The sequence below is a fragment of the Nocardioides pakistanensis genome (assembly GCF_054781215.1).
On sequence record NZ_BAAGUV010000002.1, the window covers coordinates 33,981 to 56,154 of the forward strand.

Annotated in this window: 23 protein-coding genes and 1 riboswitch; of the genes, 19 read left to right on the top strand and 4 right to left on the bottom strand. The window is 72.1% G+C overall.

Annotated features, from left to right (window positions below):
* Nucleotides 1–165: 165 nt before the first annotated feature.
* A complete protein-coding gene (locus tag ACYVIH_RS00190) occupies nucleotides 166–1,572 on the bottom strand; it encodes a plasmid pRiA4b ORF-3 family protein (RefSeq protein WP_460864585.1) in 1,407 nt (468 codons plus the stop codon).
* A gap of 157 nt (nucleotides 1,573–1,729) precedes the next feature.
* On the opposite strand from ACYVIH_RS00190, the gene ACYVIH_RS00195 reads away from it, so the two are divergent.
* The 5 genes from ACYVIH_RS00195 to ACYVIH_RS00215 all read left to right on the top strand — a co-directional run bounded on the left by ACYVIH_RS00195 (nucleotide 1,730) and on the right by ACYVIH_RS00215 (nucleotide 6,916).
* Nucleotides 1,730–2,164, top strand: coding sequence for a Fur family transcriptional regulator (locus ACYVIH_RS00195; protein WP_460865120.1), 435 nt, complete (start codon nucleotides 1,730–1,732; stop codon nucleotides 2,162–2,164).
* A 56-nt stretch (nucleotides 2,165–2,220) separates the two neighbouring features.
* Nucleotides 2,221–4,416, top strand: a complete 2,196-nt coding sequence (gene katG, locus ACYVIH_RS00200; protein WP_460864588.1) for a catalase/peroxidase HPI — start codon at nucleotides 2,221–2,223, stop codon at nucleotides 4,414–4,416.
* A gap of 126 nt (nucleotides 4,417–4,542) precedes the next feature.
* Nucleotides 4,543–5,499, top strand: coding sequence for a sterol desaturase family protein (locus tag ACYVIH_RS00205; protein ID WP_460864591.1), 957 nt, complete (start codon nucleotides 4,543–4,545; stop codon nucleotides 5,497–5,499).
* A gap of 191 nt (nucleotides 5,500–5,690) precedes the next feature.
* Entirely contained in the window at nucleotides 5,691–6,530 is an 840-nt protein-coding gene (locus ACYVIH_RS00210; protein WP_460864594.1) for an SDR family NAD(P)-dependent oxidoreductase, read from the top strand.
* On the top strand, nucleotides 6,527–6,916 hold the full coding sequence (locus ACYVIH_RS00215) for an ankyrin repeat domain-containing protein (protein ID WP_460864598.1): 390 nt from the start codon (nucleotides 6,527–6,529) through the stop codon (nucleotides 6,914–6,916). The genes ACYVIH_RS00210 and ACYVIH_RS00215 overlap by 4 nt, the downstream gene beginning before the upstream one ends.
* Here the strand turns inward: ACYVIH_RS00215 and ACYVIH_RS00220 are convergent.
* Nucleotides 6,906–7,388 carry a hypothetical protein gene (locus ACYVIH_RS00220; RefSeq protein ID WP_460864602.1) on the bottom strand — a complete coding sequence of 161 codons (483 nt, stop codon included), beginning with the start codon at nucleotides 7,386–7,388 and terminating at the stop codon, nucleotides 6,906–6,908. The two genes, ACYVIH_RS00215 and ACYVIH_RS00220, sit on opposite strands and share 11 nt — an antisense overlap.
* Nucleotides 7,389–7,713: 325 nt before the next feature.
* Here ACYVIH_RS00220 and ACYVIH_RS00225 point away from each other — a divergent pair, with 325 nt between their 5' ends.
* The 3 genes from ACYVIH_RS00225 (at nucleotide 7,714) to ACYVIH_RS00235 (ending at nucleotide 11,531) form a co-directional block, all read left to right on the top strand.
* Nucleotides 7,714–9,837: a DEAD/DEAH box helicase gene (locus ACYVIH_RS00225; RefSeq protein ID WP_460864605.1), complete on the top strand. Its 2,124-nt coding sequence runs from the start codon at nucleotides 7,714–7,716 to the stop codon at nucleotides 9,835–9,837.
* Between the two features lie 138 nt (nucleotides 9,838–9,975).
* The gene (locus ACYVIH_RS00230) at nucleotides 9,976–10,725 is read left to right on the top strand and encodes a GNAT family N-acetyltransferase (protein ID WP_460864607.1); all 750 of its coding nucleotides are present in this window, start codon (nucleotides 9,976–9,978) and stop codon (nucleotides 10,723–10,725) included.
* The gene (locus ACYVIH_RS00235) at nucleotides 10,722–11,531 is read left to right on the top strand and encodes a M15 family metallopeptidase (RefSeq protein ID WP_460864610.1); all 810 of its coding nucleotides are present in this window, start codon (nucleotides 10,722–10,724) and stop codon (nucleotides 11,529–11,531) included. The genes ACYVIH_RS00230 and ACYVIH_RS00235 overlap by 4 nt, the downstream gene beginning before the upstream one ends.
* Before the next feature lie 4 nt (nucleotides 11,532–11,535).
* Here ACYVIH_RS00235 and ACYVIH_RS00240 read toward each other — a convergent pair whose 3' ends face one another.
* A complete protein-coding gene (locus ACYVIH_RS00240) occupies nucleotides 11,536–12,309 on the bottom strand; it encodes an IclR family transcriptional regulator (RefSeq protein WP_460864612.1) in 774 nt (257 codons plus the stop codon).
* 83 nt (nucleotides 12,310–12,392) lie between these two features.
* Here ACYVIH_RS00240 and ACYVIH_RS00245 point away from each other — a divergent pair, with 83 nt between their 5' ends.
* The 3 genes from ACYVIH_RS00245 to ACYVIH_RS00255 all read left to right on the top strand — a co-directional run bounded on the left by ACYVIH_RS00245 (nucleotide 12,393) and on the right by ACYVIH_RS00255 (nucleotide 15,403).
* Nucleotides 12,393–13,115: an AAA family ATPase gene (locus ACYVIH_RS00245; RefSeq protein WP_460864614.1), complete on the top strand. Its 723-nt coding sequence runs from the start codon at nucleotides 12,393–12,395 to the stop codon at nucleotides 13,113–13,115.
* A gap of 328 nt (nucleotides 13,116–13,443) precedes the next feature.
* On the top strand, nucleotides 13,444–14,967 hold the full coding sequence (locus ACYVIH_RS00250; protein WP_460864616.1) for a GMC oxidoreductase: 1,524 nt from the start codon (nucleotides 13,444–13,446) through the stop codon (nucleotides 14,965–14,967).
* Nucleotides 14,968–14,998: 31 nt separating this feature from the next.
* The gene (locus ACYVIH_RS00255) at nucleotides 14,999–15,403 is read left to right on the top strand and encodes a VOC family protein (RefSeq protein ID WP_460864619.1); all 405 of its coding nucleotides are present in this window, start codon (nucleotides 14,999–15,001) and stop codon (nucleotides 15,401–15,403) included.
* A 52-nt stretch (nucleotides 15,404–15,455) separates the two neighbouring features.
* On the opposite strand, the gene ACYVIH_RS00260 is transcribed toward ACYVIH_RS00255, so the two are convergent.
* Nucleotides 15,456–15,800, bottom strand: a complete 345-nt coding sequence (locus ACYVIH_RS00260; protein ID WP_460864621.1) for a nuclear transport factor 2 family protein — start codon at nucleotides 15,798–15,800, stop codon at nucleotides 15,456–15,458.
* Nucleotides 15,801–15,930: 130 nt separating this feature from the next.
* Between ACYVIH_RS00260 and ACYVIH_RS00265 the strand changes: the two genes are divergently transcribed.
* The 8 genes from ACYVIH_RS00265 (at nucleotide 15,931) to thiD (ending at nucleotide 22,174) form a co-directional block, all read left to right on the top strand.
* On the top strand, nucleotides 15,931–16,992 hold the full coding sequence (locus ACYVIH_RS00265) for an NAD(P)-dependent alcohol dehydrogenase (RefSeq protein ID WP_460864623.1): 1,062 nt from the start codon (nucleotides 15,931–15,933) through the stop codon (nucleotides 16,990–16,992).
* 103 nt (nucleotides 16,993–17,095) lie between these two features.
* The gene (locus tag ACYVIH_RS00270; RefSeq protein WP_460864626.1) at nucleotides 17,096–17,983 is read left to right on the top strand and encodes an AMIN-like domain-containing (lipo)protein; all 888 of its coding nucleotides are present in this window, start codon (nucleotides 17,096–17,098) and stop codon (nucleotides 17,981–17,983) included.
* Between the two features lie 46 nt (nucleotides 17,984–18,029).
* Nucleotides 18,030–18,139: riboswitch (TPP riboswitch) on the top strand.
* Nucleotides 18,133–18,744, top strand: coding sequence for a thiamine phosphate synthase (gene thiE / locus ACYVIH_RS00275; protein WP_460864628.1), 612 nt, complete (start codon nucleotides 18,133–18,135; stop codon nucleotides 18,742–18,744). (Overlaps the previous riboswitch by 7 nt.)
* Entirely contained in the window at nucleotides 18,741–19,862 is a 1,122-nt protein-coding gene (gene thiO / locus ACYVIH_RS00280) for a glycine oxidase ThiO (RefSeq protein ID WP_460864631.1), read from the top strand. The genes thiE and thiO overlap by 4 nt, the downstream gene beginning before the upstream one ends.
* Nucleotides 19,862–20,050 (top strand): sulfur carrier protein ThiS, encoded by a 189-nt coding sequence (gene thiS, locus ACYVIH_RS00285; RefSeq protein WP_460864633.1) that lies wholly within the window; start codon nucleotides 19,862–19,864, stop codon nucleotides 20,048–20,050. Before thiO ends, thiS begins: the two co-directional genes overlap by 1 nt.
* The gene (locus ACYVIH_RS00290) at nucleotides 20,047–20,814 is read left to right on the top strand and encodes a thiazole synthase (protein WP_460864635.1); all 768 of its coding nucleotides are present in this window, start codon (nucleotides 20,047–20,049) and stop codon (nucleotides 20,812–20,814) included. The genes thiS and ACYVIH_RS00290 overlap by 4 nt, the downstream gene beginning before the upstream one ends.
* Nucleotides 20,811–21,395 carry a thiamine phosphate synthase gene (locus ACYVIH_RS00295; RefSeq protein ID WP_460864637.1) on the top strand — a complete coding sequence of 195 codons (585 nt, stop codon included), beginning with the start codon at nucleotides 20,811–20,813 and terminating at the stop codon, nucleotides 21,393–21,395. The genes ACYVIH_RS00290 and ACYVIH_RS00295 overlap by 4 nt, the downstream gene beginning before the upstream one ends.
* Entirely contained in the window at nucleotides 21,392–22,174 is a 783-nt protein-coding gene (thiD, locus tag ACYVIH_RS00300) for a bifunctional hydroxymethylpyrimidine kinase/phosphomethylpyrimidine kinase (RefSeq protein ID WP_460864638.1), read from the top strand. The genes ACYVIH_RS00295 and thiD overlap by 4 nt, the downstream gene beginning before the upstream one ends.

Genomic DNA, 22,174 nt, shown 5'->3' on the forward strand with positions numbered 1-22,174 from the left:
TCGGGGCCACCCTGCTCGGTCTATCAGCGGAGTGGGACGCCGACCAAGGGGCCTTCGGCCCGGCCAGGCCGATGGGGCGCTGACTACCGGTCCGCGTCGGCTCGTGTCCATGGATGAACGTCGGGGGTTGCCGCCGACGTAGCCACGAGGCATCCGAGCAGGGCGTCAACTGCCCTGACGCAGTGCCGTGCGGGCGAGAGCTGCGGCGGCCGGGCTGATCCGGTGCCGCTTGCGGGGGTCGCTGGCCTCCTCGGCGACGTTGGTGAGGAGGTCGAGGGCAGGCATCCGGTAGAGGTGGTAGGGCTCCAGCGGCCCGCCGTCGCGATCCCGCCAGCCCAGGTGGGTGAGCGCCTCAACAAGTTGTTCCAGGGGCAGCTCGCCGTCCGAGCTTGCCGCGTAGGCGAGCAGCAGCAGGGTCGCCTCCGTGTCGAACCCGTCGTGGGTCGCTCCGAGCTGGCGCGCCAGCAGGTCCCAGAGCCTGCTCGGGTCCTGCTGAGCAGCAGCACCGAGACGGGTGAGGACGAGCTTGCCCTTGTACTTGCGCAACAGGCCGAACGACTGCAGGGACATCCGGAAGTCGAGCAAGGGTCCGGTTTGGCTCTCGCGATTCTTCTTCCCCCACCAGCCCGCCATGCCGGGCACGACGCGCGAGGCCTCCTCGACGTCGGCTGGCCGGAGGTAGCCGGCCGACGTCAGCACGATGCCGCCGTCGCCCGCGCGGTCGAGGAACCACCGGACCGCGTGGAGTGCACGGTGCTTCTCCTCGGGTGTCGGCTCGTCATCGGCCATCACGAGGTCGATCACCCGGGAGGCGAGTTCCTCGCCGATGCTGGAGTGCCGCAGTCGGTTCATCAGGTCGACCAGCCGGTGGTCGATGCCGAGCTCCCTGAGCACGAAGTAGGGATCGCGCAGCGCCTCGTTCGTCTCCGCCACGTCGAAGTGAGCCGGGTCGTCGAGGACCTCCGCGAGGCTCTCGGCGTCGGTCATCCCACCGGAGTCCTCGGGTGGCGCTGCCCGGTCACCGTCGACCACCAGCGCGGATGGTGCGTCCAGGGCCGCCGGCAGCACCTCCTCCAGTCGAAGGGTCAGCTCCCACGAGTCGCCGTAGTCGTACACGTAGCGCAGCTCGTCGCCCGGATCCTGCAGGGTCTCGTCGAGGCGTACGTCGGAGGCGGGGGCCCCGTCGTCCTCGCCCTCCTCGACGTCGAAGGGGCACAGGAAGAGCTGGGAGTCCTGGTCGAACGGACCTCCCCCCAGGGCGAACCGGTGCAGGTGTGAGTCGGTCCAGCCGAAGGCCACCTGCAGCACCCGGTGGACGACGTCCAACGAGAGGTCCGCGCGGAGGTCGAGTCGCCGCCAGATCGGCGGCTCGGCGTGATCGAGGTCGACCCGGACACGGAGGATCGCCAGGTCCTCGCGCGCGGAGCGCCTGAGGTCCGGACGGTCGGCGCTCCGGGGCCGGCCGGTCAACATCGCCACGTCGTTGCCGAGCCGGCGCAGGTCGGCCAGCTCCATCCCCGAGATCGCCGCATCGAACTGTCGCTGCAGCTCGTCCTTGTCGTCGCTGGGCACGTGCCCACGGTAGGGGACGCCGCGTCCCGGCGCCTCCATTGGGATGAATGCGACCGCGGCCGTCCGGGCGGGTGAGATCGCCCGGTCCAGAAATCTTGACTCATTCCAGAAAGTCCTCAATACTGCGGGCGTGTCCACCACGTCCGACCTCGAGCAGATGCTCCGCGAGGTGTCGCTGCGCGTCACGCGGCCCCGGCTCGCGGTGCTCTCCGCGGTCCGTGAGCACCCGCACGCCGACACGGACAAGATCATCCGCGTCGTGCGGGAGTCGCACGGTGAGGTCTCCCACCAGGCCGTGTACGACGTACTGCGCGCACTGACCGACGCCGGTCTGGTGCGACGGATCCAGCCGTCCGGCTCGGTGGCGCGCTACGAGTCCCGGGTCGGGGACAACCACCACCACGTCGTGTGCCGCTCCTGCGGTGCGATCGCCGACGTGGACTGCGCGGTCGGCCACGCTCCGTGCCTGACCGCGTCGGACGACCACGGCTTCGTGATCGACGAGGCCGAGGTGACCTACTGGGCCCTGTGCCCCGAGTGCGCCGGTGAGCACGGCGCGACACCCGCAGACCAACAGAGCAGTGGCGCCTGAGCCACTGCTCTTGCGACCCCATCAGTTGCACAACACGAGATACAGGAGTGAACCGAGTGTCCGAGCACGGCAGCGAGAGCGAGAACCCGGCAGTCCCCGCGCCGGAACCCAAGACGTCGGGCCGCCCGCGGTCCAACCGCGACTGGTGGCCCAACCAGCTCGACCTGAGCGTCCTCCACCAGCACTCGCCGCGGTCCAACCCGCTGGGTGAGAGCTTCAGCTACGCCGAGGAGTTCAAGAAGCTCGACGTGGAGGCCCTCAAGGCCGACATCAACGAGCTGATGCAGACCTCGCAGGACTGGTGGCCGGCCGACTTCGGTCACTACGGGCCGCTGTTCATCCGGATGAGCTGGCACTCCGCCGGCACCTACCGGATCGAGGACGGTCGTGGCGGTGGCGGTGACGGGTCGCAGCGGTTCGCCCCGCTCAACAGCTGGCCCGACAACGTCAACCTCGACAAGGCCCGCCGGCTGCTGTGGCCGGTGAAGAAGAAGTACGGCAACAAGATCTCCTGGGCCGACCTGCTCGTCTTCGCCGGCAACTGCGCCCTGGAGTCGATGGGCTTCAAGACGTTCGGCTTCGGCTTCGGCCGCGAGGACATCTACGAGCCCGAGGAGATCTTCTGGGGCCCCGAGGACGCGTGGCTCGGCGACGAGCGCTACAGCGGCGACCGCGAGCTCTCGGGTCCGCTCGGCGCGGTCCAGATGGGCCTGATCTACGTCAACCCCGAGGGACCGAACGGCAACCCCGACCCGCTCGCCTCCGCGCGCGACATCCGCGAGACCTTCCGCCGGATGGCGATGAACGACGAGGAGACCGTCGCTCTTATCGCCGGTGGGCACACCTTCGGCAAGACCCACGGTGCCGCCAAGGCGGAGTACCTCGGCCCGGAGCCCGAGGCCGCGCCGCTGGAGGAGCAGGGCCTGGGCTGGCGCAACACCTACGGCACCGGCAAGGGTGACGACACGATCACCTCCGGGCTGGAGGTCACCTGGACCTACCACCCGACCCGCTGGGACAACGAGTTCTTCCACATCCTGTTCGCCTACGACTGGGAGCTGATGGAGTCCCCGGCCGGCGCGAAGCAGTGGCGTCCGAAGAACGGTGCCGGCTCCGACATGGTGCCCGGCGCGCACGACGCGACGAAGCGTCGTGAGCCGCGCATGCTCACCTCCGACCTCGCGCTCCGCTTCGACCCGGAGTACGAGAAGATCTCCCGCCGGTTCCTGGAGAGCCCCGAGGAGTTCGCACTGGCCTTCGCCAAGGCCTGGTACAAGCTGCTGCACCGCGACATGGGCCCGGTGACGCGCTACCTCGGGCCGTGGGTCCCGGAGCCGCAGATCTGGCAGGACCCGGTGCCGGCGGTCGACCACGAGCTGGTCACCGACGCCGACGTGGCAGACCTGAAGCAGAAGGTGCTGGCCTCCGGTCTGTCGACCGGTGAGCTGGTCCGCACCGCGTGGGCGTCGGCCTCGACCTACCGCGACACCGACAAGCGCGGCGGGGCCAACGGCGCCCGGATCCGGCTGGAGCCGCAGCGCAACTGGGCGGTCAACGAGCCGGAGCAGCTCGCCGGCGTGCTCGAGAAGCTCGAGCAGATCCAGCGCGAGTTCAACGAGTCCGGCTCGGGCCGCCAGATCTCGCTGGCCGACCTGATCGTGCTCGCCGGTGGCGCCGCGGTGGAGAAGGCAGCCCGTGACGCGGGTGTCGAGGTGACCGTCCCGTTCACCCCGGGCCGCACCGACGCCTCGCAGGAGCAGACCGACGTGGAGTCGTTCGAGGTCCTGGAGCCGCGTGCTGACGGGTTCCGCAACTACCTGCTGCCTGGCGCCAAGGTCTCGCCCGAGACCCTGCTGCTGGACAAGGCGAACCTGCTCAGGCTGTCGGCTCCCGAGATGACCGTGCTCGTCGCCGGCATGCGCGCCCTGGGCGGCAATACCGGAGGCACCCAGCACGGCGTGTTCACCGACCGTCCCGGAGCGCTGACCAACGACTTCTTCGCCAACGTCCTCGACGCGGGCACGGAGTGGAAGGCCTCGCAGATGGAGGAGAACGTCTTCGAGGGTCGTGACCGCAGCACCGGCGAGGTGAAGTGGACCGCGACCGCGGTCGACCTGGTCTTCGGCGCGAACTCCCAGCTGCGGGCGATCGCGGAGGTCTACGGCGCCGACGACGCCCAGGAGAAGTTCGTCCGCGACTTCGTCGCCGCCTGGGACAAGGTGATGATGCTCGACCGGTTCGACGTCGCCTGATCGACCTCTCGACACCAGCGGGCGGCCCGGACAGCATGAGCTGTCCGGGCCGCTTCGCGTCTCAGGGGCCGGCGCCGCGGCGTACCGGCAGTATGATCGGCGCCACACCGAGGAGTGGAGGCGCTCATGCAGGCTCTCGCCGATCTCTGGCAGGCGATCCCCGAGGCGCTGAGGGACCCCGTTGCCCTGGCCGCACCGTTCTTCCTGCTGCTGATCGCGATCGAGGGGCTGGCGGCGTACCTCCTCGAGGACGAGCGGCCGGAGTCCGAGCGGCGAGGACCCGACGGTCGGGCGATGCCGCTGCCCGGCGGCTACGACCGCCGCGACGCGCTCGCCAGCATCGGCGCCGGGGCGGTGTCGGTGGTGACCATGTCGCTGTGGAAGGCGCTCGGCCTGCTCGGGTACGCCGTGCTCTTCGCCTACGTCGCGCCGTGGCAGCTGCCCGCCGACCGCTGGTGGACCTGGGTGATCGCGCTGGTCGGCGTCGACTTCTTCTTCTACTGGGCGCACCGCACCGCGCACCGCGTCCGCGTCGTGTGGGCGACCCACCAGGCGCACCACTCCAGCGAGTACTTCAACTTCGCCACCGCGCTGCGGCAGAAGTGGAACAACTCCCACGAGCTGGTGATCTGGGCGCCGCTGCCGTTGCTCGGTGTGCCGCCGGCCCTGGTCTTCCTCGGCTTCTCGGTCAGCCTGGTCTACCAGTTCTTCGTGCACACCGAGCGGGTCGGCCGGCTGTGGCGGCCGATCGAGCTGGTCTTCAACACGCCCTCGCACCACCGCGTCCACCACGGCAGCGACCCGGAGTACCTCGACCGCAACTACGGCGGCATCCTGATCGTGTGGGACCGGCTGTTCGGGTCGTTCCAGCCCGAGCTGCACCGTCCGACGTACGGCCTCACGAAGCCGGTCGGCACCTACAACCTGATCCGGCTGCAGACCCACGAGTACGCCGCGATCGTGCGCGACGTGCGCACCGCGCCGACCTGGCGGCAGAAGCTCGGCTACGTCTTCGGTCCGCCCGGCTGGCGCCCGTCGACCGAGGAGCTCGTCGCTGCCGAGGGTGGGCTCGTCGCCGACTGAGAGCGCCACGCCCGGCGGTCGGTCCGAACCCGCGTCAGAGCAGCACGGTTTCCGGACTCGCAGCTCTGAGATGCAACGTTCTGCACGAGTTGGCCGGCGGAAATGGTGCGGAACGTTGCAAGTGCGGCTCCGCTGCGGGATAACCTGAAACCGGACAGTGTTGTCCGGTCGGCGAGGAGACGGAGGCTCGGATGAAGGTCGACGGCAAGGTCTGGGTGGTCACCGGAGCGGGCAGCGGCATGGGCCGCGAGCTGACCCTGGAGCTGCTGCGACGCGGTGCTCGTGTGGCCGCGGTCGACGTCAAGGCCGACGCACTCCAGGAGCTCGCGACGGTCGCGGCTGCAGGCGAGCGGCTCTCCACGCACACCCTCAACATCACCGACCGGGCGGGCGTCGAGCGCCTCCCCGACGAGGTGGTGGCCGCGCACGGGGCCGTGGACGGCGTGGTCAACAACGCCGGCATCATCCAGCCGTTCGTGCCGGTGGCCGAGCTCGACGACGCCGTGATCGAGCGGGTGCTCGACGTCAACCTCCGCGGCACGCTGCACATGGTCAGGGCGTTCCTCCCGCGGCTGCTCGAGCAGCCGGAGGCACACCTGGCCAACGTCTCCAGCATGGGCGGCTTCTTCCCGTTCCCCGGCCAGACCGTGTACGGCGCCAGCAAGGCCGCCGTGAAGCTGCTGACCGAGGGGCTCTACGCCGAGCTGCTCGACACGAACGTCGCCGTCTCGGCGATCTTCCCCGGCGCCGTACGCACTGCGATCACCGAGAACTCCGGCGTCGCCCAGCCAGGCGGTGCCGCGGCCACGGAGGAGACCGGCGGGATGCCGATGACCTCGGCGGACAAGGCGGCCCGGATCATGGTCGCCGGCCTCGAGAAGGACAGGCTGCACATCTACGTCGGCACCGACGCCCGGCTGATGGACCTCGCGATCCGGGTCGCGCCCGGCCCGGCGATCCGGTTCGTGCAGAAGCAGATGAGCAAGCGGCTCGGGACCGGCGCCGGGACACCGTCTACCGTGGCCGGGTGAGCCCCGACCTGACTCCCGACGAGCTCGAGCTGCTCCGGTCCTGCTTCGACCTCGCCCGCGACGGTGACGCCGCAACCCTCGCCGAGTACGTCGACGCGGGCGTCCCGGTCAACCTGACCAACGGTGCGGGCGACACCCTGCTGATCCTCGCCGCCTACCACCAGCACCCCGCCGTGGTGCGGGCGCTGCTCGAGCGCGGCGCGGACCACGCCCGGGTCAACGACCGCGGACAGACCGCGCTGGCCGCGGCCACGTTCCGGCAGGACGCCGAGATCGTGACCGACCTGCTCGACGCCGGCGCCGACCCCGAGCTGGGGCCCAAGTCCGCCGTGGCGATCGCGGAGTTCTTCGACCTGCCCGAGATGCTGACGCTGCTCAGGCGTTGACGTCCGGCTCCATCGCCTCGAGCGCGGCGGCCGCGGTGACGGCGTAGGCGGCGTGCGGGATGACGTCGGCCAGCCAGTCGACGCGGCGCCAGGTCCGCGGGTCGGTCACGCCCAGCAGCGTCATCGGCCCGTTGCCGACCAGCATCGCCACCGCGAAGGTGAGCGCCGTGGTGCCGACCCGGCCGCGCGGCCGGCCGGTCGTTCCTCGCACGGCGGCGACCGCGACCCCCGCGGCGGTCCCGGCGGCGGCGCCCAGCACCGCGCCGATCCCGGTCGTGCGGGACCAGCGCTGCTCCGCATCGCCGGGGATCGCCACACCGACCAGCCGGGCGCCGCGCTCGACGGTCTGTTCCGGCGTCGTACTGGCCGGTCTGCCGCGCAGCGCCATGTCGGCGTAGGTGGTCGCATCGAGGGCGGCGGTGCCGGCCGCGCCGGCGAGGGCACCGTGCAGGAGGAGGGACCCGAGGCTCATCGACCCACCGTAGGTCGCCGGTCGACGTGCCCGCCAGCGATGTCGGCGCTACTATGGGTGAGGTACCAGCTCACGGCGTCGCCGTCACCAGGCATCGACTCCGTCGCGCGAGCTGGTGGCAAGGCCGTCGAGCTGACGGCCGCAGGTTCCGTCGTAGTGGCCGTCCGGCCCGACACGTCGATCTCTCGCAGACTCGGGGGACCTGGTCAGACCCCGGTCCGGGCGCGGGCCCGCCGGGCACGCTCCACCGTCCGACCGGTGGGGCCACGTGCGGTGAGACCCACCGCCGTGCAGATCAACGTCGGACGCTCCGGAGGAGGAGTACTTGGCACGACGAGGCCAGACGGCCACCCGTACCGCTGCGCGCAACCGCCGACCGGCCAAGCGCCGGGACCAGGAAGGGATCATCCCCGTCCTCGCCCGCGCCGTGCGGGAGGTGGAGAATGCGGTGCAGCGCAGTGCGGTGATGCCCTCGGTGCGCACGAAGTTCCAGGTCGTGGCACTGCTGGTGCGCGAGGAGCGGGCCCGGGTCAAGGCCGACGAGGCGAGCACCGAGGCGCACCGCGAGGCCGAGCTCAAGCGCCTCGACGGCATCGCCACGATCCTGGCCAAGACCGCCGCCAGGGACCCCTCCCTGCTGGTCCTGCTGGCCGAGGACGCCGAGGTGTCGGAGGCGGCGAAGATCCTCAAGAACGAGATGCTCGAGGCCGCCGGCCTGGAGCCGACGCCGGAGCCGCGCCGGGCCACCGTCGACACCGACACCCCCGCGAAACGGCGGGTGGTCCCGCAGTCGGTCGTCGCCCGCCAGCTCGCCAACCCGTTCCTGGCGCCGGACTTCGAGGCTGCCCGCCAGACCAAGGTCGTCCCCCGAAGGCTCGCCGGCTGGGAGCTCCTCGGTCCGCTGTTCACCTCCTTCGAGTACGCCGGGAACGGCACCACCTCGTGCATGCCGCTGCCCGAGCCGGCGCCGGTCCGGGTCCCCCCGGGCCTAGAGCTGATGCCGCACCAGGCGCAGGTGGTCACCGCCGCCGCCGAGGGACACCGCACGTTCCTGCTCGCCGACGAGCCGGGTCTCGGCAAGACCGCGCAGGCCCTGCTGGCCGCCCAGGCCGCCGACGCCTACCCGCTGCTGGTGGTCGTCCCCAACGTCGTGAAGACCAACTGGGCGCGCGAGGCCGAGCGGTGGACCCCGCGGCACCCGGCCACGGTCGTCCATGGTGACGGCGAGAACATCGACGGCTTCGCCGACATCGTGATCGTGAACTACGAGATCCTCGACCGCCACGTCGGCTGGATGGGCGACCTGCGGTTCCGCGGGATGGTCGTCGACGAGGCGCACTTCATCAAGAACAAGTCCTCCCAGCGCTCCCAGCACGTGCTCGAGATCTCCGAGCGGATCCGGTCCTGGATCGCCCGCCCGCTGCTGATGGCGCTCACCGGAACCCCGCTCATCAACGACATCGAGGACTTCCGGGCGATCTGGCAGTTCCTCGGCTGGATCGACGACAAGCGCCCGCTCGGCGAGCTGATGGAGGCCCTGGAGGAGACCGGTCTGGTGCCGGGGGACCCCGGCTTCTACGCCGCCGCGCGCCGGGCCGTGGTGGACATGGGCATCGTCCGCCGCCGCAAGGTCGACGTGGCCGCCGACATCCCGGCCCGTCGTGTCGCCGACCTCCCGGTCGAGCTCGACGACGACATGGGCCGGTCGATCCGCGCCGCCGAGCGCGAGCTCGCCCGCCGCATGGTGGAGCGCTACCACAGCGCGTTGGAGCGCAGGACCTCCGGCGCCGTCGTCGACGGCATCGACCACGAGCTGGTCCGCCGGGTCGCCGGCTGGGAGCGGGAGGACACCGCTGCCGCGGAGACCGGCGAGAACGTCTTCAGCATGATGCGGCGCATCGGACAGGCCAAGGCCGGGCTCGCCGCCGACTACGCGGCGCAGCTGGCCCGCAACGTCGGCAAGGTGGTGTTCTTCGCCAAGCACGTCGACGTCATGGACGCCGCGGAGCAGACCTTCGCCCAGCGGGGCATCGGGTACACCTCGATCCGCGGCGACCAGACTTCGAAGACGCGGCAGAAGAACGTCGACGCGTTCACCAACGACCCCGACGTCGCCGTCGCCGTCTGCTCGCTGACCGCAGCAGGCGTGGGGCTGAACCTCCAGGTCGCCTCCAACATGGTGCTCGCCGAGCTGTCGTGGACCGACGCGGAGCAGACCCAGGCGATCGACCGGATCCACCGGATCGGTCAGGAGGAGCCGGTCACCGCCTGGCGGATCATCGCCGCGCAGACCATCGACTCCAAGATCGCCGAGCTGATCGACAGCAAGGCCGGTCTCGCCGCGCGGGCGCTCGACGGCTCCGACGAGGAGATGTCGTCCTCGGCCGACGTGCAGCTCGAAGCGCTGGTGGCCCTGTTGACCGACGCCCTGGAGGCCGAGCGGGCGTGACCGCAGCCCGGTTTGTGTAGAGTGCCTGGCGCCGTGGCCGCGGTTGATCCGTGTCTCGGAACGGAGTCGGCGGTGGGCCCGAACCGTGGCAGCGGCACGGGGGAGTGACCTCTCGGGACAGCCCACCGCCTACGACGCATGCGCGACATCTCGAGCGAGCGTGCCCTTCAGCTGCCCGCACAGCGGCGGCGCGTCCAGCCGCCTCGGCCGGCGGCGGGCCAGCCGGGTCCCACCGTCCTTCGGTCGATGCGCGAGGAGGACCTCTCCTTCGTGGTGGGTGAGCACCTCCAGCACTTCCCGCGCGGGTTCTTCGCCCGCCTCGGCCCCCGGTTCCTGCACGAGTACTACCGGGCGTTCCTGACCGGCGACAGCGGCGTGGCGGTGGTGGCAGAGGAGGCCGGCCGGCCCGTCGGCTACCTTGTCGGCGTGACCGACCCCGCCGCCCACCGCGAGCACGTCGTGCGCCGGCACGGCCGCGGCCTGGCCCTCCGCGGGGCGGCTCTGCTCGCCGTCCGTCCGCGGCTGCTCGCGACGTTCGTCCGGACCCGTGCCGCGCGCTACCTCGAGAAGCTGCTGGTACGACGGGCAGCACGCTCGGGCAGGACCGTCGACGTCACGCCGCCGGCCGTGCTGACCCATGTCGCGGTCACCGCGCACGCCCAGGGCAAGGGGATCGGCACGCGGCTCGTGGAGTGGTTCGAGCAGGCGCTCGAGGGCTGCGGGTGCGACCGGGTCGTGCTCGTGACGGCCGCCGGCCGCGAGGGGGCGGGGGAGTTCTACGAGCGGCGCGGCTGGACCCGCACCGGCGAGCACGCCACCGCCGACGGTCACCTGCTGAGCAACTACGAGTACCGGTTCGACGACGAGCACAGGGTGGTTCAGGCTTGAGAAAGCACATCGGTTCGGCTGCCGTGACGATCGCCGCGTCCGTCGTACTCCTCGCCGCGGGGTGCACGACCGACCCCGGCGAGCCCACCGCCACCTCGACGCCCACGCAGTCGGAGACCGCCACCCCGACCCCGACACCCACGCCGTCGGAGTCGCCGTCGGAGACGGCCACGCCCACCCCCACGGAGGAGCCGCTCCCCGAGAGCGCGGACGGCAGGATCCGCGAGATCCCGGACCGCCAGTGGGACAAGATCGTGCAGACCGGCGTGTGGCGTCCGGAGTGCCCCGCCGGGCGCGACCAGCTGCGCCGGGTCGAGATCAACCACCACACGTGGTCCGGCGGTGTGGAGCGCGGGGTGCTCGTGGTCAACGAGGACATCGCCGAGTCGATCGTGCGGATCTTCACCCGGCTCTACGACGAGGGCTTCCCGATCCGGCAGATGCGCCCGGTCGAGGAGTTCGGTGGCGACGTCAAGGCCAGTCTCGGGGCCGACAACACCTCCGCCTTCAACTGCCGGCGTCCCGACCAGATCAACGCGCCGGTGGACAAGTCCCCGCACGCCAACGGCCGCGCGATCGACATCAACCCGCTGGAGAACCCGTGGGTCGACCTGCGTTGCGACTGCTGGACCCCCAGCGGCAAGCACAAGGCGCGCACCCCGGGCAAGGGCAAGATCCTCGAGGGCGGCCTCGTCTGGCGGGTCTTCCGGGAAGAAGGCTGGATCTGGCAGAACATCAAGGTGCCCGACTACATGCACTTCGACACCGGCTACCCCTCGGAGCCGTACGAGGACAAGCAGGCCTAGTCGGTCAGGGTCCCGCGTCCCGCGTCATCGCGTCGCGGCGCGCCAGGGTCGCGGCGATCCCCCCGGCCGCTGCGCGCACCGAGGCGGCGTGCCGTTCCGGGTGGAACCTGGTCACCGGCCCGGTGACGCTGATCGCGGCCACCGGCCGGTCCTGAGCGTCCAGCACGGGCGCCGCGGCGCAGACGATGCCGATCGCGGACTCCTCGTACTCGAACGCGGTGCCGGTCTCGACCACCCGCTCGAGCTGCTGGCGCAGCCGGCCGGGTGCGGTGATCGTCCGTGGCGTGCGCCGGTCGAGCCCGCCGGCCACGACGTCGGCGAGCAGGGCGGGAGGCGAGTACGCGAGCAGGGCCTTGCCGATCGCCGTGCAGTGCAAGGGCATCCGGCCCCCGATCCGCGACGGGGTCGAGGCCTGTCGGTGGCCGCCGATCTTGGCGACGTACACCACCTCGCGTCCCTCGAGCACGCCGAGGTGCACGGTCTCGTGGGTCCGCTCGTAGAGGTCCTCCATGAACGGGGTGGCCACCTCGAGCAGCTGCCGCTCCACCGACGCGCGCATGCCGAGCTCGAACAGCTGTCCGCCGAGCCGGTAGCCGGAGTCGCTGCGGTCCAGCAGCCGCACCGCCACGAGGTCGTTGACCACGCGGTGCAGCGTGCCCTTCGGCAGCCCGGTGCGGCGACCGAGCTCGGCGAGGCTGACGCCGTGGTCGTCGGCGGTGAAGGCGTGCAGCACCGTGACCACCTTGCCGAGCACGGTGTTGGTGTCCACCTCGCTCATCGGTCCGCCCCGCCGGTGCTGTCCACGGTGCCGACCCTAGCCGTGACCGGCGCGGGACACAGCCGGGCTCTAGGCTTCCGGGCATGGAGGACTGGGCGCACGACCGGAGGCCGGTGCGCCGTGTGGTGGCGGGGGAGTACGCCGAGCGCGACCGCTGGCCTGCGACGATCCCCGCGGTCGCCCAGCTGCTCGACGAGGGCCTCGACCTCGCCCCCGGCGTCACGCTCCTGGTCGGTGAGAACGGCACCGGCAAGTCCACGATCGTCGAGGCGGTGGCGATGGCCTTCGGGCTTTCGCCCGAGGGCGGCTCGACGCACTCTCGCCACTCCACCCGGCCCACCGAGTCCGACCTGTGGAAGTGGGTCGTCCTCGAACGCGCCGCGGGGGCACCGCGCTGGGGGTTCTTCCTGCGCGCGGAGACCATGCACGGCTTCTACTCCTACCTCGAAGAGCACTCCGGCCGCTTCGACCCGAAGTTCCACGAGCTCAGCCACGGCGAGTCCTTCCTGGAGATCCTGCGCACCCGATTCGACTCGCCGGGCCTCTACTGTCTCGACGAGCCCGAGGCGGCGTTGTCGTTCTCCGCGCAGATCGCACTCGTCGCGACACTGCACGAGCTGGCCGAGGGCGGCGCCCAGGTCCTGTGCGCGACGCACTCGCCGCTGCTGGCCGCCCTGCCCGGCGCGACGATCCTGGAGACCGGTCCGTGGGGCATCCGGTCGACGTCGTACGACGATCTCGAGCTCGTCGCACACTGGAAGGCGTTCCTCGCCGAACCGATGCGCTACCTGCGTCACGTGCTGTGACCGAGGGCGGGAGAGCGCCCGTCCAACATGCAGCCAGCCCGGCGAAAGGGCCTCCGCAGGCGTAGCAGGCCGCTCCGGGACCTCTAGCTGCATGTTCGACGGTCCCGCGTCGGGCGCGGTGGTCTCGAGACGGCTCGCCCAGCGGCTCGCCTCCTCAACCACCGGGGCGGGGTCCGGATCGTGGTCCGGTGTGGCAGCACGACGCTAGAACCTGATCTAGTTTCCTCGTCGGGGATCGGGCCCCGGCGACGAGCAGGAGGTCGGCGAGTTGGCTGCACTGTCGCGACGGAGCTTTCTGGGGGCTGCGGCAGGCGTCGCGGCGGCGAGCGTGGCCGCCCCGGCACGCGCGAGCATCCTCCCCGTGCCGGTGACCGAGGAGCGCAGACCGGCCGTGGTGATCGGCTCCGGCTTCGGCGGCGGGGTGGCCGCGAGGCGCCTCGGCCTGGCCGGAGTCAGGACGCTGGTGCTCGAGCGGGGCAGGCGCTGGCCGACCGGGCCCGGCTCGGACACGTTCCCGACCCTGGCGAACAACGACCACCGCACGTCGTGGCTCTCGCCGGTGCCGACGATGCCAGTGCCCCCGACCAGCCCGTCGGCGTTCGTGCCCTACACCGGGCTGATCGAGCGGGTCCGCGGCGTCGGGGTCGACGTGATGTGCGCGGCGGCCGTCGGTGGCGGCTCGATCCCCTACCACGGGATGACCCTGCAGCCGATGGGCGAGGCGTTCGCGATCACGGTGTCGAGCTCGATCGACTACGAGCTCCTCGACCGCGACCACTACCGCAGGGTGGCCCGCGACCTGCACGCGACACCGATCCCCGACGACATCCTCGCCGACCCCCGCTACAAGGCGCCGCGGATCTTCGAGCAGCGTGGCCGGGAGGCCGGCTTCGACACGTTCCGGATCGACTCCCCGACCGACTGGGAGGTCGTACGACGCGAGCTGCGCGGCGAGCTGCCCCCGTCGTACATCACCGGTGACATGACCTTCGGCTGCAACAACGGCGGTCGCTGGTCGGTGGACGTCACCTACCTGGCCCAGGCCGAGGCCACCGGCAACGTCGAGGTCGCGCCGCTGCACCGGGTCACCGACATCGCGCGCGACGCCCGCGGCGAGTGGGTGGTGCACTGCGAGCGGATCTCGACCGGTGGCCAGGTGCTCGAGCGCAAGCAGATCACCACGCCGGCCCTCTTCCTCGGGGCGGGCTCCCCGGGCACCACGCGGCTGATGGTCAAGGCCAAGGAGAAGGGCCTCGTCCCGGACCTGCCCGACGGCGTCGGCACCGGCTGGGGCACCAACGGGGAGCGGGTCTACCTGGCGACCACGGCGCAGGACAGTCCCGGTGCCTACCAGGCCGGGCCGGTGGCGATGGGCGCGCGCGACTGGTCCGACCCGGCTCGTGCGCTGACCATGACCACCGGTCCGCTCCCGCTGCCGGCGGACGTGGCGACGTACACCGTGGCCGGCTTCATGGTCACCACCGAGACCGGGCACTGGGCCTACGACCCGGTCCGCGACGACGCCGTCCCGGTGTGGGACCGGTCGAAGGAGGCCGACACCAAGCCGGTGCTGGACGCGGCGGTGGAGCGGCTGACCAGCGACACCCCGTTCCACCTCAACACCGACGGCAACCTGTTCGACAACACGACCTTCCACGCCGTCGGCGGCATGCCGTTCGGCAGCGTGTGCGACGACGCCGGACGGGTGCACGGCCAGCGCGGCCTCTTCGTGATGGACGGGGCCCGGATCACCGGCTCGTGCGCCGCCACGAACCCGTCGATGACGATCGCCGCGCTGGCGGAGTACTCCATGGACCGCGTGCTGCGCGAGGACCTCGCGCTGCTCGCCTGAGACCGGGCATGCTGAGCCACGGAGGTGACCCATGGCGGAGCAGTACCCCGAGCTGCGACAGGTCGTGCTCGACACCACCGACGTCCGCGGGCTGGCGGAGTTCTACCGGCAGCTGCTGGGCTACCGGTATCGACCTGGCGACGAGGAGCCCGAGCCCGGTGAGGACTGGCTCGTGCTCCGTGACGCCGGTGGCGCCAACAGGCTGGCCTTCCAGCAGGTCGACGAGCTGCCGGAGACGACGTGGCCGGACCCCGGCGTGCCGCAGCAGCTGCACCTGGATCTCACCGTGGACTCGGGGGCCGAGCTCGACGCGCAGCACGAGCGGGCGCTCGCGCTCGGGGCGCGCCTGCGCTTCGACCGCTCCGACGACCCCGAGGAACCGCTACGCGTGTACGCCGACCCTGCCGGCCACCTGTTCTGCATCTTCGTCGCCTGACCCCGGCCCTGGCGCCTGTCCTCCGGCTCTCCCGGCCGGGCCGGCGCAGCGGTCAGGCCTGCTGGACCGTGTAGACGACCGTCTGGATCGCGATCATGCCGTCGCGGAACACGAAGGTGTCGATGCCGTTGTCGACCCGGTGGCCGCCGCCGGTGGCCTTCCACTCCAGGTAGAGCACGTCGTCGGCGAAGACGGTCTCCAGCTCCCACTGGGCCCGGGGTACGTCGGCCAGCAGCTGCGTGAACACCTGCCGGGCGCCGTCCTTGCCGCGGTAGACCTGCTTGTTCACCACCAGCAGCGCGTCGTCGCTGTAGTCGGCGAGGATGTCCTCGAGGTCCTCGGCGCCGAGCGCCTGGCCGTGGTGGGCGAAGACCTCTTCGGGGGTCCGGGTCGCCATGGTTCCTCCGATCGTGGGATCTGCATCCGGCAGCCGAACGGGTTCGATCTCGAGTCTGCTCGTGGGCGCATTGCGTTGTCCATGCCCCGACAGGGTCAGGTGAGTAGAGTGCCGGACAGGTGGCCACCCGGTGTCTGATCACTCCCTGGAGGCGCAGATGAAGGCGGTTCGACTGCACGAGTACCACTCCCGCCCGGTCGTGGAGGACGTCCCTGAGCCGAGGGCCGACGGGCCGTTCGACGTGGTGGTGAGGATCGGCGGGGCCGGCCTGTGCCGCACCGACCTGCACATCGTCGAGGGCCAGTGGGCGGAGAAGAGCAACGTCGCCCTTCCCTACACGCTGGGCCACGAGAACGCCGGCTGGGTGCACGAGGTGGGCTCGGCCGTGGCGCACCTGCAGGTCGGCGACCCGGTGATCCTGCACCCGCTCGCCACCTGCGGCTTCTGCCGTGCCTGCCGGGCCGGCGACGACGTGCACTGCGAGGCCAGCGCGTTCCCGGGCATCGACACCGACGGCGGGATGGCCGAGCTGATCAAGACCTCGGCGCGCGCGGTGGTCAAGCTGCCCGCGGGCGTCGAGCCGGCCTCGGTGGCCGCCCTGGCCGACGCCGGACTCACCGCCTACCACGCGGTGAAGAAGGCGGTGCCGCTGCTGCACCCCGGCAGCACCTGCGTGGTGATGGGCGCCGGCGGTCTCGGTCACATCGGTATCCAGTGCCTGCGGGGGATGAGCGCGACGCGGATCGTCGTGCTCGACCGCAACGAGGAGGCCCTCGCGCTCACGCGCGAGTGGGGCGCCACGGAGACGGTCCTGGTCGACGGCTCCCACGTCGAGCGCGTGCTGGAGCTGACCGACGGCAAGGGCGCCGAGGTGGTGCTCGACTTCGTCGGCGAGCAGGGCGCCGAGCACGACAGCTGGGTGATGACGCGGCGGGCCGGCAGCGACTTCGTGATCGGGTACGGCGGCACCGTCGACGTCCCGACCATCGACGTGATCTCCACCGAGCGCAACGTGGTCGGCAACCTGGTCGGCAGCTACAACGAGCTGGTCGAGCTGATGGCGCTCGCCGCCGACGGTCGGGTCGAGATGCTCACCCACACCTACCCGCTCGAGGCGGTCAACGACGCGATGGACGACCTCGACGCCGGCAGGCTGCGCGGTCGCGGGATCCTCGTGCCGTCGTCGGTCTGACCGCGCAGAGGGGCCAGGCGCTCCGGGACCTCCAACACTTATCCGGTGCCCGCAAGGGCGGATACCTTGCGGGCAGAGGGCTCTCTACACCCGGGGGTGTGTCATGCGTATCTCGCGCCTTCTCTCCCTGCTGATCAGCGTGCTGCTCGTCGTACCCGTGCTGGCGACCGCCGGCGCCACGGCCACCTCGAGCGCCGCCACCGTGCCGACCCTGGTCAAGATCCGGGCCGCGCACCACCCCGGCTTCGACCGGCTCGTGTTCGTCTTCGACGGTGGGATGCCCGCGCCCCGCCAGGTCAGGTACGTCGACCAGCTGCTCGGCGACGGGTCTGGGCTGCCGGTGCGGATCGCCGGACGGGCGATCCTGCGGGTCCGCTTCGACCAGGCCACCGCCCACGACGCCGACGGCCAGACGGTCGCCGCCCGCCGCGCGTTCCCGCTGCCCAACGTCATCACCGCGGTGCGCTCCGGCGACTTCGAGGCGGTGACCACGTACGGCATCGGCCTGGCCAAGAAGACCGACTTCGAGGTCTCCACCCTGCGCAACCCCCACCGGGTCGTGCTCGACATCCGGGCCGCCTTCCCGACCGTGGACCGCAAGGTGTTCTTCTTCGACGAGGACCGCTACCTGGCCAACACCGAGCCGTTCTTCGTGCCGCGGATGCGCCCGGTCCGCAAGGTCGCCCAGGCGACCGCGGTGCTGGACCGGCTCTACGCCGGGCCGCTGCCGCGCGAGCGCGCCGACGGGCTGCGGCTGCTCCGCTCGCGGTCGACCGGGTTCACGAACCTCGACATCGACGACATGGTCGCTCGCGTGCAGCTGACCGGCCGCTGCAGCAGCGGCGGGTCGACGGTCACCGTCGCCGGGGAGATCATGCCGACGCTGAGGCAGTTCCCGCGGGTCGACTGGGTCAAGATCTACGACCCGGCCGGCACCACCGAGACCCCGCTCGGCCCCTCCGACTCGATCCCGGAGTGCCTCGAGCCGTAGGGGCCCGGCGGAGGCGTGACCGCGCCGCCGACCGCTGCTATCGTCGCCACATCCACACGGGAGCCCGAGGCATCGGGCTGAGATGGAGCTGTAGCCGCTCCGACCGTCGAACCTGATCCGGGTAATGCCGGCGAAGGAAGTGAGGCGACGTGCTACCACGCATCCACTGCATCACCGATCTCCCCGCACACGACGAGGTGGCGCTCGACCTGCTGGCCTCGCTGGTCGCGGCGGGGGTCGACGCGGTCCAGGTCCGCGCCAAGGATCTCGCCGACCGCGAGCTGCTGGCGTTCACCCGTGCCGTCCTCCACCGCCTCAGCGGTACGGCGGCCACGGTGATCGTGAACGACCGGATCGACATCGCGCTGGCCGCAGGCGCCCACGGCGTCCACCTGGGGCTCGACGACCTGCCCGTCGCGGACGCCAGACGCCTTGCCCCGCAGGGCTTCTTGATCGGTGCGACCTGCCGCGACGCCGAGCACGCCCGCGCAGCGAAGGCGGCCGGAGCGGACTACGCCGGGGTCGGGCCGGTGTACCCGTCGGCCACCAAGGCCGGCCTGCCCGACCCGATCGGCCTGGACACGCTGCAGGAGACCGCTGCGGTGCTGCCGGCGATCGCGATCTCCGGGATCACAGCGCAGCGGGTGCCCGAGGTGATGGCCGCCGGGGTGCACGGCGTCGCCGTCGCCGCCGCGCTCTGCCGGTCCGCTGATCCGCCGCTCGCCGCGAAGGAGCTGGTCGCCGCCGTCGCCGGGTCATGAAGGTCGCTGTCGCCGGGGCCGGGATCATCGGCCTCGCCTGCGCCGACGAGCTGGTCCGTGCCGGTCACGACGTGCACGTCTTCGACCCCTCGCCGGGCCAGGGAGCCACCCACGCCGCGGCCGGGATGCTGACCCCCGGTGGGGAGGCGTGGTTCGGGGAGGTTTCCCTGCTCCGGCTGGGGATCGAGTCGGCGAGGATGTGGCCGGCGTACGCAGCCTCCCTCTCCGCACGCGCCGGCGTCGACGTCGACCTCAGGACCACGGGCACCGTGCTCGCCGGTGTCGACCGCGACGACCTGGCCGACGTGGAGCGGCCGCTGGGGCTCCTGCGCGCCCACGGTGTGCTGGTCGAGGAGCTGACCGGCCGCGAGCTGCGCCGGCAGGAGCCGGCCCTCGGCCGTGTCGCCGGCGGCGCGCTTCTGCCCGAGGATCACAATGTCGACCCGCGCCGGGTGGCCGAGGCGTTGCTCCGGGTGCTGGGGGACCGGGTGGTGCATCGCGACGTGGATGCCGTCGTGGACGACGCGGTGCGACTCCGGGACGGCTCGCAGTTCCCCTGTGACGCCGTGGTCTGGGCGACCGGGGCGCGGGCGCGCGAGCACGGGCCGTGGGTGCGGCCCGTGCAGGGCGAGACGATCCGGCTGCGCGGTGGTGACGCCCCCGACCGGGTCGTCCGGGCCCGGGTGCACGGCGAGCCGGTCTACGTCGTACCCCGCGCCCACGGCGAGGTCGTGGTCGGCGCCACCGAGGAGCAGCACCACGGGCCACCGGTCGCGACGGTCGGAGCAGTCAGCCGGCTGCTGGCCGCGGCACGGGCGCTGGTCCCCGGCCTCGACACCGCGGAGCTGCTCGAGGTCACCGCCCGGCACCGGCCGGGCAGCCCGGACAACGGCCCGCTGCTCGGGCTCGATCCCGGCGCCGACCTCGGCTCCGGCGGAGGCGGAGGCACGGGCCGACCGCGGCAGGTGCTCGCCGTCGGTCACTACCGCGGCGGCGTGCTGCTTGCGCCGCTGACCGCGCAGGTGGTTCGGGCGCACGTCGAGGACGCGCCCGTGCCCGAGGTCGCACGACCGTTCACCCCGGACCGGTTCACCCCAGCACGACAAGGAGCCAGCTGATGGACATCACCTTCAACGGCGAGCAGCGCACGGTAACCGACGAGGCCACCGTCGCCGAGCTCGTGCCGCGAGTCGGCGGGCTCGCCGTGGCCGTCAACGGGGTCGTGGTCCCCGCGACGGCGTGGTCGCGGACCCGGCTCGCCGAGCGCGACGAGGTCGAGGTCGTCAGCGCACAGCAGGGCGGGTGAGCGCCGTGCAGGTGGCAGGCGAAGAACTGACGAGTCGGCTCTGGATCGGCACCGGCGGACTCGCCAGCGTGGCGACGGTCGAAGAGGTCGTGGACGCGGCCCGCCCCGGCCTGGTCACCGTCTCCATGCGCCGCACGTCCGACACCGGGCCGGGCGGCCTGCTCGACGCACTGCGCGCCAAGGGGGTGCGGATCCTGCCCAACACCGCGGGCTGCCTGAGCGCGCGAGAGGCGGTGCTCACCGCGCAGCTGGCCCGCGAGGCGTTGCAGACCGACTGGGTGAAGCTCGAGGTGATCGGCGACGAGACGACCCTGATGCCCGACGTCGTGGAGCTGGTCGAGGCCGCGGAAACCCTTGTGCGGCAAGGGTTCACGGTGCTGCCGTACACCACCGCGGACCCGGTGGTGGCCCAGCGTCTGGTCGACGTCGGCTGTGCCGCGGTGATGCCGCTCGGCTCCCCGATCGGGTCGGGCCGCGGCATCGACGACCCGCACGCGATCGAGGCGGTGCGCGCCGCGGTCGCGGTGCCGGTCGTCCTCGATGCCGGGATCGGCACCGCCGGTGACGCGGCCCGGGCCATGGAGCTCGGCTGCGACGCCGTGCTCGCGGCGACCGCGATCACCCGCGCGGAGGACCCGGTCGCGATGGCGACCGCGATGCGGCTCGCCGTGGAGGCGGGGTGGCTCGCCCACGGGGCCGGCCGGATCCCGCGGCGGAGCACCGCACGGGCCTCCAGCCCGATGGCCGGGCGGGTGGGCCGATGAGGTTGCCTCGGCTGCTGCTGCTCACCGACCGGACCCAGCTGCCCGCGGGGCGGGACCTCGTCGAGACCGTCGCTCGCTGCGTCGACGCGGGGCTCGGTGCCGTCGTGGTGCGTGAGCTCGACCTCGGCCGCGACGAGCGGCACGACCTGATGGCCCGGATCGCCGAGACCGGGGTGATGGTGATCGCCGCGCACACCTGGAGCCCACCGGCCGCGGGGATCCACCTGTCGGCCACCCAGAGCGGTGTCGACGCCCGGTCGGCGCCGTTCCACGGCCGGTCCTGCCACAACGACGAGGAGGTTCGTCGCGCGGTCGGAGGAGGCGCGACCTACCTGTCGATCTCGCCGGTCGCGACCACGGTGTCCAAGCCCGGCTACGGCCCGCCGGTCGGCACCGCGGGGGTCCGTCGTGCCGTCACGCTCGCCGGCAAGGTCCCGGTGTTCGCCCTCGGTGGCGTGGACGCCGGCAACGCGGGGGCGATGCTGGCCGCGGGGGCCCACGGGGTCGCGGTCATGGGCACGGTGATGCGTGCCGACGACCCGGCCGCGGTGCTCCGCAGGATCCAGGAGCGGCTGAGATGAGCGCCCCGCTGGTCACCCTCACGATTGCCGGCACCGACTCCGGCGGCGCGGCCGGGGTGGCCGCCGACCTGACCACGTTCGCGGCCCTCGGCGCCCACGGAGCCTGTGCGGTCACCGCGGTCACCGCACAGGACACCACCGGTGTGCACGGCGTCGTGCAGCTCACGGCCGCCGACGTGCAGGCGCAGGTCGACGCGGTGCTCGAGGACCTGCCCGTGGCCGCGGTGAAGACCGGGATGCTCGGCACGCCCGAGATCGCCCGGCTCCTCGGCCGGCTCCCCGAGCACCTGCCGCTGGTGGTGGACCCGGTGCTCGTCGCGACCAGCGGTGCCGAGCTCGGCGGCGAGGACGTGGTGCGTGCCTACCGCGAGCACGTGCTGCCCCGCGCGACAGTCGTCACCCCCAACCTCGACGAGGCGGCCCGGCTGGTCGGAGCGAGCCTGGGCGACCCGGTCCGCGACATCGCGCTGGCCCTGCACGCGATGGGGCCGGCCGTCGTACTCACCGGAGGGGACCCGGGTGCGAGCACCTGCTGCGACGTCGTCGTCGACCACGACGGTCGCACGCACCTGCTCGAGCACGAGACCGTGCCCACCCACAACGACCACGGCACCGGCTGCACGTACTCCGCCGCGCTCGCCGTGGAGCTCGGCCGGGGCCTCCCGCTCCTGCACGCGGCCGTCCTGGCGCAGGCCTTCGTCGCCCGCGCCCTGCGCACCTCCGCCGGCTGGCGCCTCGGCAGGGGCCGCGGCCCGGTGGCTCACACGTTCGTCAGGTGA